The 15,493-nt window shown below is 40.2% G+C and carries 17 protein-coding genes; 8 read left to right on the top strand and 9 right to left on the bottom strand.

The window, feature by feature from the left end:
* Nucleotides 1-484: 484 nt before the first annotated feature.
* Together rppA and BV372_RS09365 are read left to right on the top strand one after the other, a co-directional pair.
* Nucleotides 485-1,177 carry a two-component system response regulator RppA gene (rppA, locus tag BV372_RS09370; protein WP_086686106.1) on the top strand — a complete coding sequence of 231 codons (693 nt, stop codon included), beginning with the start codon at nt 485-487 and terminating at the stop codon, nt 1,175-1,177.
* 125 nt (nt 1,178-1,302) lie between these two features.
* The gene (locus BV372_RS09365; RefSeq protein WP_086686104.1) at nt 1,303-1,899 is read left to right on the top strand and encodes a Uma2 family endonuclease; all 597 of its coding nucleotides are present in this window, start codon (nt 1,303-1,305) and stop codon (nt 1,897-1,899) included.
* A gap of 24 nt (nt 1,900-1,923) precedes the next feature.
* Here the strand turns inward: BV372_RS09365 and BV372_RS09360 are convergent, their stop codons facing one another.
* Entirely contained in the window at nt 1,924-2,967 is a 1,044-nt protein-coding gene (locus BV372_RS09360; RefSeq protein ID WP_086686102.1) for a 1-acyl-sn-glycerol-3-phosphate acyltransferase, read from the bottom strand.
* Nucleotides 2,968-3,481: 514 nt separating this feature from the next.
* Complete coding sequence (locus tag BV372_RS09355) at nt 3,482-5,362, bottom strand: WD40 repeat domain-containing protein (RefSeq protein ID WP_086686101.1); 1,881 nt, start codon at nt 5,360-5,362, stop codon at nt 3,482-3,484.
* Between the two features lie 117 nt (nt 5,363-5,479).
* On the opposite strand from BV372_RS09355, the gene BV372_RS37480 reads away from it, so the two are divergent.
* The 3 genes from BV372_RS37480 (at nt 5,480) to BV372_RS37470 (ending at nt 6,249) form a co-directional block, all read left to right on the top strand.
* Nucleotides 5,480-5,602 carry a hypothetical protein gene (locus BV372_RS37480; protein WP_256973136.1) on the top strand — a complete coding sequence of 41 codons (123 nt, stop codon included), beginning with the start codon at nt 5,480-5,482 and terminating at the stop codon, nt 5,600-5,602.
* A gap of 235 nt (nt 5,603-5,837) precedes the next feature.
* Nucleotides 5,838-6,089: a hypothetical protein gene (locus BV372_RS37475; protein WP_256973135.1), complete on the top strand. Its 252-nt coding sequence runs from the start codon at nt 5,838-5,840 to the stop codon at nt 6,087-6,089.
* Nucleotides 6,090-6,123: 34 nt separating this feature from the next.
* Complete coding sequence (locus BV372_RS37470) at nt 6,124-6,249, top strand: hypothetical protein (protein ID WP_256973134.1); 126 nt, start codon at nt 6,124-6,126, stop codon at nt 6,247-6,249.
* A gap of 226 nt (nt 6,250-6,475) precedes the next feature.
* Here the strand turns inward: BV372_RS37470 and BV372_RS09345 are convergent, their stop codons facing one another.
* From BV372_RS09345 to BV372_RS09330, 4 genes are all read right to left on the bottom strand, one after another.
* Entirely contained in the window at nt 6,476-6,901 is a 426-nt protein-coding gene (locus tag BV372_RS09345; protein WP_086686099.1) for a thioesterase family protein, read from the bottom strand.
* A 57-nt stretch (nt 6,902-6,958) separates the two neighbouring features.
* Nucleotides 6,959-7,546 (bottom strand): TetR/AcrR family transcriptional regulator, encoded by a 588-nt coding sequence (locus tag BV372_RS09340; RefSeq protein WP_086686097.1) that lies wholly within the window; start codon nt 7,544-7,546, stop codon nt 6,959-6,961.
* A 132-nt stretch (nt 7,547-7,678) separates the two neighbouring features.
* Entirely contained in the window at nt 7,679-7,900 is a 222-nt protein-coding gene (locus tag BV372_RS09335; protein ID WP_086686096.1) for a type II toxin-antitoxin system HicA family toxin, read from the bottom strand.
* Nucleotides 7,897-8,127 carry a type II toxin-antitoxin system HicB family antitoxin gene (locus tag BV372_RS09330; RefSeq protein ID WP_086686094.1) on the bottom strand — a complete coding sequence of 77 codons (231 nt, stop codon included), beginning with the start codon at nt 8,125-8,127 and terminating at the stop codon, nt 7,897-7,899. The genes BV372_RS09335 and BV372_RS09330 overlap by 4 nt, the downstream gene beginning before the upstream one ends.
* Nucleotides 8,128-8,234: 107 nt before the next feature.
* Here BV372_RS09330 and BV372_RS09325 point away from each other — a divergent pair, with 107 nt between their 5' ends.
* The 3 genes from BV372_RS09325 (at nt 8,235) to BV372_RS09315 (ending at nt 10,187) form a co-directional block, all read left to right on the top strand.
* Nucleotides 8,235-8,558, top strand: coding sequence for a hypothetical protein (locus tag BV372_RS09325; RefSeq protein ID WP_086686092.1), 324 nt, complete (start codon nt 8,235-8,237; stop codon nt 8,556-8,558).
* A 26-nt stretch (nt 8,559-8,584) separates the two neighbouring features.
* Nucleotides 8,585-9,103 (top strand): GNAT family N-acetyltransferase, encoded by a 519-nt coding sequence (locus tag BV372_RS09320; protein ID WP_086686090.1) that lies wholly within the window; start codon nt 8,585-8,587, stop codon nt 9,101-9,103.
* A gap of 274 nt (nt 9,104-9,377) precedes the next feature.
* Nucleotides 9,378-10,187: a bifunctional 2-polyprenyl-6-hydroxyphenol methylase/3-demethylubiquinol 3-O-methyltransferase UbiG gene (locus BV372_RS09315; protein ID WP_218776699.1), complete on the top strand. Its 810-nt coding sequence runs from the start codon at nt 9,378-9,380 to the stop codon at nt 10,185-10,187.
* Nucleotides 10,188-10,335: 148 nt separating this feature from the next.
* On the opposite strand, the gene BV372_RS09310 is transcribed toward BV372_RS09315, so the two are convergent.
* From BV372_RS09310 to BV372_RS09300, 3 genes are all read right to left on the bottom strand, one after another.
* Complete coding sequence (locus BV372_RS09310; protein ID WP_086686088.1) at nt 10,336-12,018, bottom strand: ATP-binding protein; 1,683 nt, start codon at nt 12,016-12,018, stop codon at nt 10,336-10,338.
* A 398-nt stretch (nt 12,019-12,416) separates the two neighbouring features.
* Nucleotides 12,417-12,860, bottom strand: coding sequence for a response regulator (locus BV372_RS09305; protein WP_086686086.1), 444 nt, complete (start codon nt 12,858-12,860; stop codon nt 12,417-12,419).
* Nucleotides 12,861-12,913: 53 nt separating this feature from the next.
* A complete protein-coding gene (locus BV372_RS09300; RefSeq protein ID WP_086686084.1) occupies nt 12,914-15,181 on the bottom strand; it encodes an ATP-binding protein in 2,268 nt (755 codons plus the stop codon).
* Between the last annotated feature and the right edge of the window lie 312 nt (nt 15,182-15,493).

Genomic DNA, 15,493 nt, shown 5'->3' with positions numbered 1-15,493 from the left:
AATATCATCAGTTAACATCATGTCATTATGTGTGTGATTAAGCTGGGGATTCACTCTAGTCAGACTCATCAATCCTTGTACACTCGTCCCGCCAACCTGTAGCCATTCTTTACGGGCGCAACGCACATCACTGGAAAATTATTGTTACCGTATTCAGTGTAAAAAGTTACTTCCCATGTATCTGTCTCGTCGTCCCATTCCATACCAACAAATTCATAATCTATGTATCTTTTTTCTTCCATACCCTGGCAGGCTTTTTCAAAAATTTTTATTAGTTCTTGAGCTTGGTTTTTTTTAAGCATTAGTTAAAATTCACTCTATTAACTTTTGCGGTGAGTAGCATTTGGGTAGCGCGATCGCACTGAGTGATCGCAAAATATTAGGATAAGAATGCCTGTTTTGAGTAGCATTTGAGTAGCGAAAAAGATTCAGAATTGTGAAAGCCTTATGTATTCAGGCTTTAACAAGACTGACCAGAAGCAGTATGAGAATTTTATTAGTTGATGACGAAGTTGAACTAACTGGCCCCTTGAGTCGGATATTATCCCGTGAGGGTTATACCGTAGATGCGGCTTATGAAGGAACAAGTGGCAGCAATCTGGCACAAACAGGCAGTTATGACCTGCTAATTTTAGATTGGATGTTGCCAGGAAAAACAGGATTAGAAATTTGTCAGGAATTACGCCACCAAGGTAAAACCACTCCCGTGCTGTTTCTGACAGCCAAGGATACTCTAGATGACCGAGTTGAAGGTTTAGATGCAGGTGCAGATGATTATTTGGTAAAACCTTTTGAATTGCGGGAATTGTTAGCCAGAGTCCGCGCCTTGTTACGTCGTTCTGGCGTCGAGACATACAGCACCACAACAGGACGCCTGATAGTAGCTGATTTAGAACTAGATATTGAAAACCAAGTAGCCTATCGTCACGAACGAGTAATTGAGCTATCCCAAAAAGAAAGCCAATTGCTGCAATACTTCATGGAACACAGTGGGCAACTTTTGACTCACGCCCAGATTATGCAAAATCTCTGGCAAGATGAGGAACAACCAAGTAGCAATGTGATTGCTGCATTAATTCGCCTACTGCGCCGTAAGATTGAGGTTGCTGGCGAAAGTCAGTTAATTCACACTGTTTATGGCAAAGGCTATCGTTTTGGCGCTGTTACGGGAGAGTAGGATTAGTAACCGAACTGTGCAAAAAGATGCGATCGCTCTAACCCTCGATTCTTAAAGAAGTTACAATTAGAAAATTGCTCTTCAAACCTCATTATTTCTCATCTGAAAACAGACGGGAGACTTCTATGACCCCAGCAACAATTGCCACACCAAAAAAGGAATCATCCCTTTTATTTGAGGGACTGACCTGGAGAGAGTTCAAAGCGGTTGAGCAGTTGTTAGACCGTCCAGGATATCGACTGTCTTTCCTGGATGGAGTTTTGGAGATACGCAGAATGTCTGGAGAACCACACGAAACCGTTAAGAAGAGAATTGCGGCATTGCTGGAACTGTACTTGCTTATGGCAGGATTTGACTTTACTCCCACTGGTTTAATGACCTTGGAAAGTGAATCGGGTGCTGTCAAGCGAGAGGCAGATGAATCTTATAAACTTGCCCCTAGTCGAGTGCGTCCCGATTTAGCAATTGAGGTGGTATTTACCAGTGGGGGTATCGACAAGCTGGACGCATACAAGCGGCTGAAAATAAAGGAAGTGTGGTTTTGGGAAGATGGCGTGTTAGAGGTCTATCACCTCCGGGCAGAGGCAAATGCGCTTCACTATGAAAGAATTTCTAGTAGTGAAGAGGTGAAAGGAATCGATCTGGATTTGTTGTTACGTTGCATTAATATGGTAAATCATGTGGATGCTATTAAGACTTTTCAACAGACGCTTGTGAAATAGCTCCGGATAGGTTGTGGCTTATCGTTATTTACTAATCACCAATTGATTGATTTGCATTTGTAACTTGTCTCTAAATTGTTGCACTTTTTGATATAGATTTGCACGCTTTTTTATTGACTGAGCTTCTAAATTTGCTTCTTTATCTAACTGTTCTAAAGGTTGAATAAAATAACGTAGGCGAGTTTTCATTGCCCATACCCCCATTGAGGGAAATAGTATCAACAGCAGCATCAAAGGCGATAAAGGTAAGAATGGCAATTTAAATAATCGTTGCAATTTTTTGAGATTTACCGTCCAAGGATGCAAATATTCATTACCGATGCAAATAACTGGGAGAATGGGAACTTGATAGCGATCGCTCAACTGCATAAAACTTATATCAAACTTTTGTAATTGATAGCGTCTTCTCCAACCTTTCAAAGGCCCGCGTAAACCTTCAGGTGCATAAAGCAGAATTTTACGTTGCTGCATAGCGGCTTCAAAATCATCTAATTCTGCGCGCACACCACCTAAAACGCGTGACCATCCAGGCGGTAACCACCAAATTACCCAAGGATGCTCAAACAATGACACTCCTGCTAGCGGTTGCACTACCCATCCGCGTTCTTGACTTAATAAATAACCCAAAGTCAAAAAGTCCCAAGGAAAACTCATCCCTGCATGATTCATTGCCACAATCAATGGCCCTGTTTGTGGTAATTTTTCAACTTGGTGCAATTCCCCTTGAAAATAATGTTTAACGATAGGAGTAAGAACTTCTTCGCGAAAAGCTCGTTGATAATTTGGATCAAATTCATCAATTTCTTTTCTTGGAGAACGGCATCCAAGACGCAACCATCGAATCAGCAGCGCTATATAAAACCCACCGGGTAACAAAAATAATATATATTCCAACCAATTCCAACCATCTGGATCTGTATGGTAATGCTGCCAGTGGCGGTTAAATAAAATTAACCAACCTGGAGGATAGCATAGGCAAAACCAATCAAACCAGCTAAACTTATAGCCATTATTCGATGCCGTTTCTAGCTGAAGATTAAGCATATTTTCAGAGCTTTCATTGGTCACAATGAGTATGTAATTTATATAAAAATAGATTTATTTGTCTATTGTATAGCAGTAATATTTTATTTGTGAATTTACTCATGGAGGTAGGCTATAGGCTATAGATTTTTTTTTGCAAATACTTCAGGAGTGCTATATTATCTTTTGACATTTTTAGTTTGCATCCTACTCCAGACATAAGCTTATATAGGACTCTTATTTGATTTTTGCAAAGTCTAGGTAAACCTCTACTCCCCTTCTTTGTTGTTCCCTGTTCCCTACCCCTACGAGTAAGTTCAAGACGTTCAAGACTGCTATATATTCTAATTGATATGCACGGTAAAGTTGAGGATTGATGAGCAGACCCATCAGATAGAAGCGTTGGGTTCCAAGACAATAATAATTAATATCATCTACCTGTGTGGTGGTTCTTGTGCTTAACGTAATAATTGTAGTCTAAACTTGGGGAACTAGAGGATGCATTTTTGGAATGACTGTTCTTTTATGTATGAAAGATCTTTAGCTTTTAATTAACTTCTTATTGCCAAATTCTAATTCCTTCTCTCCCGCCTGATACTAGAGTTTTGCCATCTTTAGTGTAAATTACCCAGTCGTCATTTTTACCAAAGTTAACAATAGCTTTATCTGTCATTAAATCTCGAACTTGTAACTGTAAATATGTTTCCTCTCCGGTAACAGCGTAAGTTTTACCATCAGGGCTAATGTCAATTCCCACATAAGTATTTTTAGGAGTGCCTATTGCAGAACCACGATGAATTAATTTACCATCTTTTGCATTCCAAACCTCAACTTTCATACTATCAAAAGGTTTAGAAGCTACAACCATCAATTGATTGCTATCTTTGCTAAAAATTATAGAATTAGCAAACCCATTTACTGAAATTTTGCGAATCAGCTTGCCAGTTTTTAAATCCCACAATTTCATGGAGTTTTCTTCTATTCCAGCAGTTGCTAACACCTGGCTATTAGAACTGATAGACATCTGAGTAATACCAGATGCATTATTACTCTTGATGGTATTAATTAACTTGCCCGTCTTCAAATCCCATAATTTAATTGTTTTATCAGCACTGGCGCTTGCTAAAATTTGTCCATTAGGGCTAAAAGCAAAAGTGGTGATTTCGTCTGTGTGCCTTGTGAGATTAAATTGAAAGGAACCTTGATTGAGTAAATTGCTAATCAATAATTTAATTTGAGTTACGTCTTGAAAAGATGGGTTAGTATTTAAATCATAACTGCCATCTTTTATTTTCATAATTACTCTGTTGCTATTATTATCAGCTACCAAATAATTATTATTACTGCTTTCAATTAAATAACCTTGTCCTGTAAATCTGCGCTTACCTTCACTTGTATCTGTACCAAACTCGTCTAAAATAAGGCGAGTACGCAAATGTACATAACTGATAGTTTGCAATCGAGCAATTAAATCAACATAGTAGTTTGTTTTTGCTTGATAAATATTTTTGGCTTCAGTCTTTCGCCATCGTTGCACCATCTTACTTTGTTTTATCAACAATTGCTCAATCTCAGAAAAATTCTTACCAGCGTCAAGTGCATCTGTGACAATATCGTAATCAAGTACTTCATCATCTGGATAGCGCTGACGGTCTTTTGCTACAGATTCTTGTATTTGTTTATTGGTAGGCTGGGTTAGAGAATTTTTATCTTCTGCAATTAATGAAGGAGTTAACTTAGTTGAATTACTACCTTCTTTCTTTGCCATTGAACTAGCAGTAGTGTTCCAAACCTGAATAGCTGGATTACCACCAGAAAAGCTAATTAACGAATTACCATCAGGGCTAAAAGCAATTACAGAATTTTCTGAAGGATCTGAGCCAGTTCCGCGAATTCTTTTAGGCTTGATCATACGTCGCAATGTTTTAATTTCTTTTCCACTACCCACATCCCATAATTTAATTGTTAAAACCCCTTGATGATAATTCTGAGTCGCCAAAACGCCTCCATCAGGGCTAAAAACTAAAGACTTAATTTCTGAAGGCGAAGTATAAGTAAGAATGTGAGTTACTGTACCTGTTTGTATACTTGTTAAAGTAATAATATTTTCGTTAGTTTGACTGATGCTATTGTCAGGATTTTTTTGTTCCCCTCTGCGGTATGTTGCCAAAATTTGACTATCAGGACTCAAAATTGGATAACCGTAACTTGGAGGTAGAGTCCGAACTAGGCGGGCATTTTGCCAAGATTTCTTTGTAGCTACTGTTGGGGGATTAGCCGCTTGCACACTTTCAATAGCTGAAAATTTGGGACTAGATGGAATTTGTGCGATCGCTTCACCAACGCCTTCTCCTCCAAAGATGCGATCAAGAACCGCAAAAGCACTACAAGAAATTGTCAGTAGCAGTGAGATGGCAAATATTTTAGTGCCTGATTTCATAGAAATTGTGATTATGGAAATTATTTAACAACTACTAAATCTAAGAATTTGTTTGCTTCAAATCAGTTCCTGTGAAAATTTTTACAACCATACAGCGTATATATGTAGTTGTAAACAGTGTTTAGAGATAACGAAGCTAGTCAAATCCCCAGTCTCCAGTATCTTGCTATTGATAATCAAGCGATCGCTTACCACCAAGCAAGCATCCTGACTCAAGATGGAACCCTGATTCAGATATGAATCTTCGTTCTACGGGCTAATAAGCTTTCGCAGATTTAATTTGCAATCTTTTTAGAGACAGGGAGTAAAGTAAGGCTCTATCTGAAAAAATAACTTTTTAATTCCTTCTTTTGGCAGTCGGCATTGTAATTCTCGTGAGGCGTACTAATAGTAAAGCGAAAGTATGATTCGCTCTGCTTGGTAGATTTACTCATTACTTTTTCGGAATTTCTATTGCCCAAAGGAGAAAACTTCAATGGCTCAAACTCAAAAACCAGGCCGACCAACTGATGCTAAGCCAGATGAGTGGCAACAAGACCTAAATCCGCAGCCTATGGCTGGCCGAAATCATGGTCTTGAGGGACCGCATCCAGAGAAAGCAGAGCTGAATGCTTATGAGGTTAAGGAACTGCATCAGCAACTCTCAGATTATACAGATGACGAACTCAAGCAAATTACAGTGCTACCCCCCCGGAAGTCGTCTAGAACAAGGTGCAAAATAAATTGACCTGAATGATCCAGAACGTAGAGAGTTGACTGCAATGGGTGGAATGGAAGCTGGCCCTAATAATTGGTATGTACCGAAGACCGAGGTTGGTTATCAGCTTTGGAATCGGTTGACTGGTGTGCAAAATCCCGATCGCTTGGGAGAAGCCAGCGAGTCCTAAGCTAATGTGCGTTGAAATCGCAGATATTTTTCTGAAGAAGGTCATTTGTTATTTGTCTTTTGTAAATATAAATGACAAATGACCACCCTAATAAATATACAATTCAAATTTATTGATCTACTGGTTGGCAATTCACATATAGGACTCATATTTGATTTTTGAAAAAAACTCAGTACAGTTTTATTCCTTCTTCCCTGTTCCCTCCCTACGTAAATAATTTCAGTAATCAAATCGGATTGCTATATTTTTGTTGTAATTCATCGGGAACTGGCACAGGGCGACCATTCTGAAAACTCACAAATGCACCTTTTTGTGTAGCTACTGCTGCTATAACATTGTTAGCTAAAATTTCTGCTTGTACAGTCCATTTTAACCGCCCCAAATTACTTAACCATAAACGGCCAATCACTTGGTCAATCAATTTGACAGGACGTTTATATTCAATTTCAGTGCCTGCAAGTATAGGTGCATATCCTTGAGCGATTTGTGTCTCAATAGGTAAATGTTCATTTAAGAATTTCAAGCGTAAATCTTCTAGCCATCTGATATAAACTATATTGCTGACAATGCCAGCAAAATCAATATCATAGGTTCTTACAGGTATAGCAAGCTCTACTTCTAGTGGTCTGTGCAAGTTATCAGTTAATGACATAATTACTCCTGAATTTCATAAATAAAACCGAACTGTCTGTTAATTATCAAAAAAATTTCAAAGATGACTTCCTATATATTGATTCAGGTGATTAATTGCTCTTTGCATGTGAATCGAATCTCCATATAGCTTGCTCATCATAATGGCTCCCTCCAAAGTTGCAATTATGACCGTGGCGACTTCATCTGCATCAACTCCAGAACGAATTTCATTCCTAGATATTCCTTTTTCAATAATTAGACCAATGAGTTGACGCCAAGAATCCATCCCCTGTTGAGCGCGTTTTCGTAATGCTGGATGCGCATCATCGCTCTCAATAGCAGTATTCAGTAGTGGACAGCCTCCTTTAATCGGGGGGTTATCTACAAAGCTGCTAAATACTCCAATTATTGCTTGCAGACGTTCGATCGCATGATGTTTGCTACGCAATGCAGCTCTGGTATGCTGACTAACGCAGGCGATCGCATAGTCAAAAGCCTGTAATGCTAGTTCATCTTTACTTTGGAAGTGATTGTATATTCCGCCTTTCTGCAAACCAGTAACACGCATAATGTCGGAAATTGACGAGCCAGCATACCCCTGTTGGTTAAACAGTTCGGCTGCTTGTTGGAGAATTTTTGCTTTTGTTTCTTCGCCTTTAGACATTAAAACTTTTCCGACCGATCGGTTTTATTTAGTCTAGCACGATGAATATCGGAGAACCAAAAATTTTACTCTAAACTCCTGAGACTACTGTCACATTTACTAGTGCGATCTGACCTTTCGGTTGTGCCTACACTACAACAGCGCAATAAAATCTTCAACGGTCAAGTCTATTTGTCGAATGATTGCACGTAGAGTACCTCGGTCTAGTTCATCGTGATTTGGCACAGTAACAGTTGTTTTAGGCTCCTCACGAACTAAAATAATATGACTGCCCCGTTGTCGAGTCACAATAAAGCCAATTTTTTCCAAAGCTTTGATGCATTGTGCACCTGAGACAACAGGTAGCTTAGTCATACCAAAACAATTTCAACTCTATCTTCTGGAACAGGTTCACCCTGTTCTTGTAAAACTTCGATGTAGAGAGTAATTGCTTCTTCGATGTTTACTAAAGCCTCCTCACGTGTTTTCCCTTGACTAATACAACCTGGTAAACTTGGGACTTCAACAATAAAATATCCATCTTCGCCGGGATAAAGCAGCACTGTACGCTTTGATTTGGGCTGAGTTTGTGCCACAGTCATTGCTGAACACCTGCTTGGTTAACTTTAAGCCAATGCTAGCATTCGCTAGAAGGAAAGCTTGAGTGCGATCGCACTCAGTATGAACCTGTTTAGATAGGGGCCTATCAATGGCTGTTGGAATGAAAATTGCTGGAACAAAACAAGAAGTGATATCAAAGCTTTTTGTAATCAGGGATGATGGAAAATTAGTTTTTTCAGCAATGCCGACAGCAATTAGCAGAAATGTTATAACCCCAGAAGAGTTATTCCATAATTGGCAAGAGTTCTATGATTACCTTATGGAAGGTACTGTGATGTATAAAATCAGGTTTGAAGATCGGGGGGATGTAGTAGAGATATTTACTCAGCTTGATGGCTCTCCAAAATATCAATACATCAAGTCAGCGTTGAAGTTTTATATTAAAGTATCGGGGCTAAGTATTGTTGAATAGCAGTTTTACATAAACGATTAAGGTATATGGTAACTCTCGAAACAGAACGTCTGCTGCTGCGAATGTTCCGTGAAGAAGATTTCGATGATTATGCTGCGATATTTAGCGATCCTGAAGTAACCCGCTATCTTGGCGATGGCAAACCCTTGTCACGCTTTGCAGCTTGGCGTAGTTTGGCTGTCATGCTGGGACATTGGCAACTACGAGGCTATGGAATGTGGGCGGTTGAAGAATGTCAAAGTGGAATTTTAGTTGGTCGCATCGGATTTTTTTACCCTGAAGGCTGGCCTGGATTTGAAATTGGATGGGTATTGAAGCCAGCTTATTGGGGATTAGGTTACGCCACTGAAGGGGCAAAAGCCGCACTTAATTATGGTTTTAGCGAGCTAGGTCAAGAGCATGTCATTAGCCTCATCTATCCTGATAACATCAGATCGATCCAAGTCGCTAAGCGGTTAGGAGAGAAACTTGAAGGAAAGACCACAGTTTTTGGTAGAGAAGCTTTAATTTATGGCATCAACCGAGAAGCATGGGATATTACCTAACATATTTAGTGGCGCTGAGTTCTAAGTTATAAAGCTCGGTTCAACTTTATCTTTAAGCTAGTGAACTTATCTAACAAAACAAGTGGCTGCCAGATTAAGAGTATGTTCGCTTAGACTCATTTATAATCTATGTGTTAAAAAAGTATTGTTAGTCTAAAAGATTACAGTACCGAACGGATTGCTTCATTCTTGGAGACGTATTTTCTAGCTATTTAGCGTCGGTCAGCTAAATCTTGAGATTGCTAAGGGTATGTTGAATAAGGAATAGGTTAACATGAGTGTGCCAGAGTCTAGCTACGTTTTTGCTAATTCCCAACATCTTAGAGAGCTTGAAAGACTTCAAACAATTGAAAAAGTATTTGATCCAGCAAGCCAACGACGAATTTTAGCAACAGGATTGACAACAGGTTGGCGATGTCTGGAAGTAGGCGCGGGGGCTGGCTCAGTCATGCGATGGATGGCAGACATAGTTGGAGAAAGCGGTAGGGTTGTTGCTGTAGATGTAGATACTCGTTTTTTAACAGAGCTACAGCCATCTAATGTTGAAGTATTAAAAGAGGATATTCGGCATCTAGTGCTGGAGAACCAATCTTTTGACTTGATTCATGCACGTTTCGTTCTCGTCCACATACCCGACTTTCGAGTTGCTTTATCCCAAATGTTGAGCCTGCTAAAACCAGGTGGATGGATTGTGCTTGAGGAGCCTGACTTTGCTGCTGCGAGGGCAATTGTGGGAAATTCAGAAGCACTCCAATCTGTGAATCGAGTTAATCAAGCTATCCTGCGGATGTTTGCAAATAAAGGACTTGATTATGCTCTTGGTGTGAAGTTACCTGCTATCTTCCAAAGGCTAGGATTACAAAATTTATCTGTAGAGAACGATACACCTTTAGCCAATGGTGGTTTTGGGATAGCAACAGTGATGAAAATGTCTGCGATACAACTTGCAGAAAATTACATTGCAACTGGTCAAGCAACTGATCATGACATTGAGCAATATTGCCAATTTGCAGATGAGCCAAGTACTTGGGCCATCTATCACGCCACGGTGGGAGTTGTCGCTCAAAAAGAAGCAATTATCTAAAATTATGCCCAATTGCTGCAAGGGAAGTGATATCTTGTTCGGTGAAAGACTGATCATTAAGACAGCAGGAAAACAAGGAGAAAAAGAGTTTTCTGATGTTTGCATAGATGCGAGAATTATAACTAATAAATCGGGCTTGATATCATTTCTAACTTTGATTAGACGCTGTATTATAACCACTAAAAGGAGGTTGCTTGGGTAAGCTGACTGTCACTTTAGTTCCTTGCCCTATTTGACTAGACAAAGTAATACTGCCTCCATGTAACTCTACACAAGATTTAGCGATCGCTAGCCCTAAACCTGTTCCAGAAATTGTACCAACGTTACTTCCGCGACTAAAGGATTGAAATAACTTTTGTTGATCTGCCATCGGTATCCCAATACCCTCATCTTTGATGTAAAACATCACATCTAATTCTCTGCCAAGTAGGTAAACCTCTACACTACCTCCCTGCGGAGAATACTTAATAGCATTGGAGATTAAATTTACAAATATTTGTTGCAAAAGCCCGCGATCGCCACAGAAGCCTTTGTTATTTCCACTACTGTTAAAAATTAATTCATGGCGCTCAGTTAATGTCTCTTGTGCTTGTTCCATTAGATCACAGAAAAATTGCAGCAGATCGAGTGGGATGGGCTGAAATCTGGTTTTGTCTAGTTCAATTTGGTTAACCATCAGCATGTTATCTACGAGTTTCGACATAGACCTAGCTTTCTGCTCAATAATTCCTAGTAACCTCTGTTGTTTAAGCTCATCCAATCGCTGACTATGTTTGATCAGAGTTGATGCAGCAGCCAAAATTGAAGTTAACGGCGTGCGATACTCATGGGAAACTGTGGCTACGATTTGGGATTTAAATGTATTGAGTTGCTTTTCTTTCACAAGCGCCGCTTGAGTTTGGGCAAGCAATTCAGCCTGTTGGATGGCGATCGCTAGTTGCACTGACAATTCATTGAGTATTTCTACTTCATCAGCTTGCCACTGCCGTTCTCCCGACTTGTGGTGAGCAATCAACAAGCCCCAGATCTGATCTTCTGGTTTGCTATTATTACTCAAATTAATCGGAACTACTAAATTTATTTTTGGATTAAATTGTTTTAATAGGTTGAGGTAACTATGACTCAAACCAGCTTCGGAGAGTTGAGGAATAGCTAACTTGCATCCCCAATGATGATTTTCGCCTCCTACCTCATGACAGATAGCTTGGATATCATTGCATTGTGTCACAGTCTCCCATGACTCAACAGAGGAGGCTACAGTCTTACCGCCATTATCTGCGGCAAACTTATACACCAAGACGCGATCGCACTTGAGAAGTTGCTGTACCTCCACCACCGCCGTATTTAATATTTGCTCCAGATCGAGAGACTGACGAATTCGTAAAGCAGTCGTAGCAATTAAGCGCTGTCGTTCTCGATTTTTACATAGCTGGGCTTGCAAGCACGATTGCTTGATTGCATTGCGCACAGCTAGTTGCAGTACATCTGGTTTCAGGTAATGCTTGACCAAATAATCTTGAGCACCCCGTTTCATTGCTTGTACGGCGACCTCTTCATCACCCCGTCCAGTTAGCATAATCACTGCTAGCGGAGGATCAAATCTTTCTTGTGCTAATTTGTCAAAGAATTCCAATCCACTCATATCAGGTAAGCAGAAATCCAGCAGAATTACATGGCAATGATTTTTTTGGCACAAAGCCAGTCCATTCTCTGCACAGTCTGCCTCTAAAATCTGATAGGACTGGTACGGATCTTGTAAAAGATATCGACGATAAATTTTCCGATCCGCTGCACAATCATCAATTATCAGTAACGTCGATATGTCCAGCATAAAAGTATGAGGAGCAGGAGAGTATATAGATTTTTTGAGCAGGTTGCGATCTATTGCATAATTCTAAAAATAATCTAAAATAAATATAAATAAAATCTAAAATTTATTGAAACAACTTAAAGCGATTGACTAACGTGCCCGAAAAACCACGTCGGTATTAAGTCGTAAGCAATTAGTAGTAAAGAAAATCCAGAAATCGACACTAACAGGGGGATACGAGGTGACGCGGAGAACGAAGAGATCGCGAAGACGCAGAGAAACAGACTCGCTGAGAGCCTTTGTGCCATATGGGTATCAAAACCCAGCCTCAACAGACGCATACAGTCTACTCCTGTGTTGCGCTCCACGGCCTTCTTTTCTTCCGACTACCGCATCTACAAGAACGACACAAATCAGTTTTAGGCTGGCGGAGTATTAGCCTCAAGCCAATAGTCTACAAATGCTTGAATCGTCTTTTGCAGTTCTTGCGCATCCATTGGCTTGACAAGATAGCCATTTGCGCCCTTTTGGTAACACAATTCAATATCCCTAGGGTTAGCTGATGTAGTGAAAACAACTATAGGGATTTCTCTGAAACTTCTGTCTTGCTTGAGTCGCTCTAGAATGTCACGACCATCAATACCCGGCAAATTTAGATCGAGCAGGATAACAGAGGGTCTGAGCGCTACATGAGAATTTTCATTGCTGCCCTCTTTATACAGCAAGTCTAAAACCTCGTCCCCATTTGTACAGCGATATATGGGGTTTTGGACAGCCATGCGTCGCATTAGGCGTTGCAATATCCTAAAATCTTCATTGCTGTCCTCAACTATCAGCAGAGGTTCATGAAGTTTCCTTGTCATCAGTTGTCTTAACAAAATGTAATAATTAAAAGATTTTTGTTACTTATCTTAAACTATTCCAGAGTAAAATAAAACGTCGAGCCAATGCCTACGGTAGATTCAACCCAAATCCGGCCGTTATGCAGCTCTACAATCTTCTTAACAATAGCTAGCCCTGCACCTACTCCCCCACCGTACTTTTCCTGGGAGTGGAGTCGCTTAAAAAGTCGAAAGATGGTTTCGCGGTGATGCTCTGGAATGCCAATACCGTTATCTCGTACATAAAACAGCGGGGGTACTGGAGTTTGCTCTTTTGTCTGCTGCTCATCGGGATCTAAATAGCCAATCTCAACCCATTGCTCTGCCTTATCGTTGTATTTGAATGCATTGCCAATCAGGTTACTAAAGACCTCGTTAACGAGAACTGAATCACACTGAACTGTTGCTAAAGGTCGAGGAATGCGAATATCCAAAAGCTGAGAATCTTGACGGCTAGCACGAAAGACATCAATTAATTGGTTGAGCAATTCGTTAAAATCAATGGCTCGCTTGCGCAGTTGTGCTTTTCCTAACTGGGCGAGTCGCAGCAGCGCATTAATCAGAGTTTCCATGCGCACCGATAAAGTCACGACTGTCTCTAAGCACTCAATCCCGTCATCATCCAGAACTAGTCCGTAATCTTCCAACAGAATTGTTGAGTAATTATAGATACCCCGCAAAGGTTCCTTCAGATCGTGGGAAGCAGCATAGGCAAAAGAGGCTAGTTCGCGGTTGCTGCGTTCTAGATCTAGGTTAATTTTGGCTAACTCATCTGCTTTAGAAAGCACAATACCAACAATTGCATTCCTGAGAGCGATCGCACTATCAAGTTCACATGGTTTCCAAGGTAAGGAAGTTAATCTCACCGTTTCCTGCCATTTGGCAAAGGATTTGCGCGGATTCAGGGTGAGAGTATCATCTGCTAAGTGAATAAATTCATTGGGGTTACCTGCCCAATTTACTGTTTGGATAACTTCGGGACGAAACCAGAGAATGTAATAGCGTCGGACTTGAGAAATCCGCAGTAGTAATAAGCCACTGACAGTATCTTTAAAGGCAATGCCATCAGGATAAAGCTGCGGTAGAGAATTTGTAGAAAATAGGTTGTCCTTTACTTGAGTATCTGCCCATTCAATTAGGGCACGAACTTGCTCAATATCGGGTGTTGCTCCTACAAGTGTAATTTCATTATCTAAACAAACTGCTGCACCAGAGGCGCTAACAACATCTAGCAAGCGGAGTTCTGGCTTAATCAAAGCATCAATAAAATTATCGGCTTGGGAAATAGACTCGATAAACTCAGACTGTAGAGATTTAAGTTTGACTTTATAATCTAATTCCAATTGATTAACTTTGTGCGTTAACTCTGAGGACACAATCCGTCCCAAAAACTCGCAGATTTGACGCAGTTCGTAGGAAATATGTTTAGGCGTGTGATGATGGCAGGAAATTAAACCCCAAAGCTGCTGCTCTTGAATCAGCGAGATTACCAACAGTGCTGCTACGCCCATATTTTGGTGATATTCAATACAACATGAATCAACGCTCCTGAGTACAGATAGACTTAAGTCTAGAGGTTGATGTGTGATGGGATTTTCAATGGGAACTAGCTTGACTGGTTGAGCAGTTAAATTAGGGATAAATCGCAGCAAAGAACGCGTGTATAAATCTCTAGCCTGTGCGGGAATATCTGTAGCGGGATAATGTAGCCCTAAATATGGTGGTAAATCCTCACGTTTGGCTTCGGCAACGACGGAACCTGCTGCATTACGATCAAATTGATAGACCATCACTCGGTCAAAAGCTGTAATTTCTCTAAGTTCTGTTGCCACCAGATGCAAAAATTCTGTCAGGTTTGATGTCTTTTGCATTTGGGCGATCGCTTCATTGACTAAAGTATAGAAACTTAAGAAACTCACCTCATCTCTAGAATGAATCGGTTCTAGTTCAAGAATTACAACATCTTCTGTACGATGGACAATACAGTCGAAGTATCGCTCTTGATTTAAAGTAATAATTGATACTTTGTAACTTGTGACACTATCAACTTTTTTTGACCAGCATTGCCTGATGGCTGCAACTTGTTCTTGAGCCAGCAAGGTGTTTAGGGGTTGACCAAGCAATTCTTGAGTAGTTCTGCCCAAGTAGTCCAGGGTGTTATCGCTAACTTGCAGAATATCTAGCTGGGGACTAAGAGCCAGCAGTACACCATGAGGTTGGATTGAGCCAGGGATATGAATTGGTTTGCGATCGTGATTAGTCAAAGAAGCAGTTTGGGCAGTTTTGTCTTCTGACTGGCTCATAACTTATCTAACGAAAAGCCTCTTTTACAATACCGCAATTAAATTTTATATTTCTTTAAACATTGAGTAAAAAGTACAATTATCTAGCAAATTCTCCTCTCATCCCCTGCTGTCCATTTACTGAGTAAGTGTGAGCGATCGCTCTTACTCTATGAATATTAGACAGAGAGTTGTGCGATCGCGTGACTATACACGGCTAAGATTGAAGTTAATATGCTGTGGTTTATATTGGAATTTTTAATTATGGCTTACGAAGCCACAAATTAACTTCTCCCGGAGCCTAATGTTACTAAAGCTATATAATCTGCCTGG

The organism is Nostoc sp. T09 (assembly GCF_002154695.1).
Lineage (GTDB): Bacteria > Cyanobacteriota > Cyanobacteriia > Cyanobacteriales > Nostocaceae > Aulosira.
This window is presented reverse-complemented; position numbering and strand designations above follow the sequence as displayed.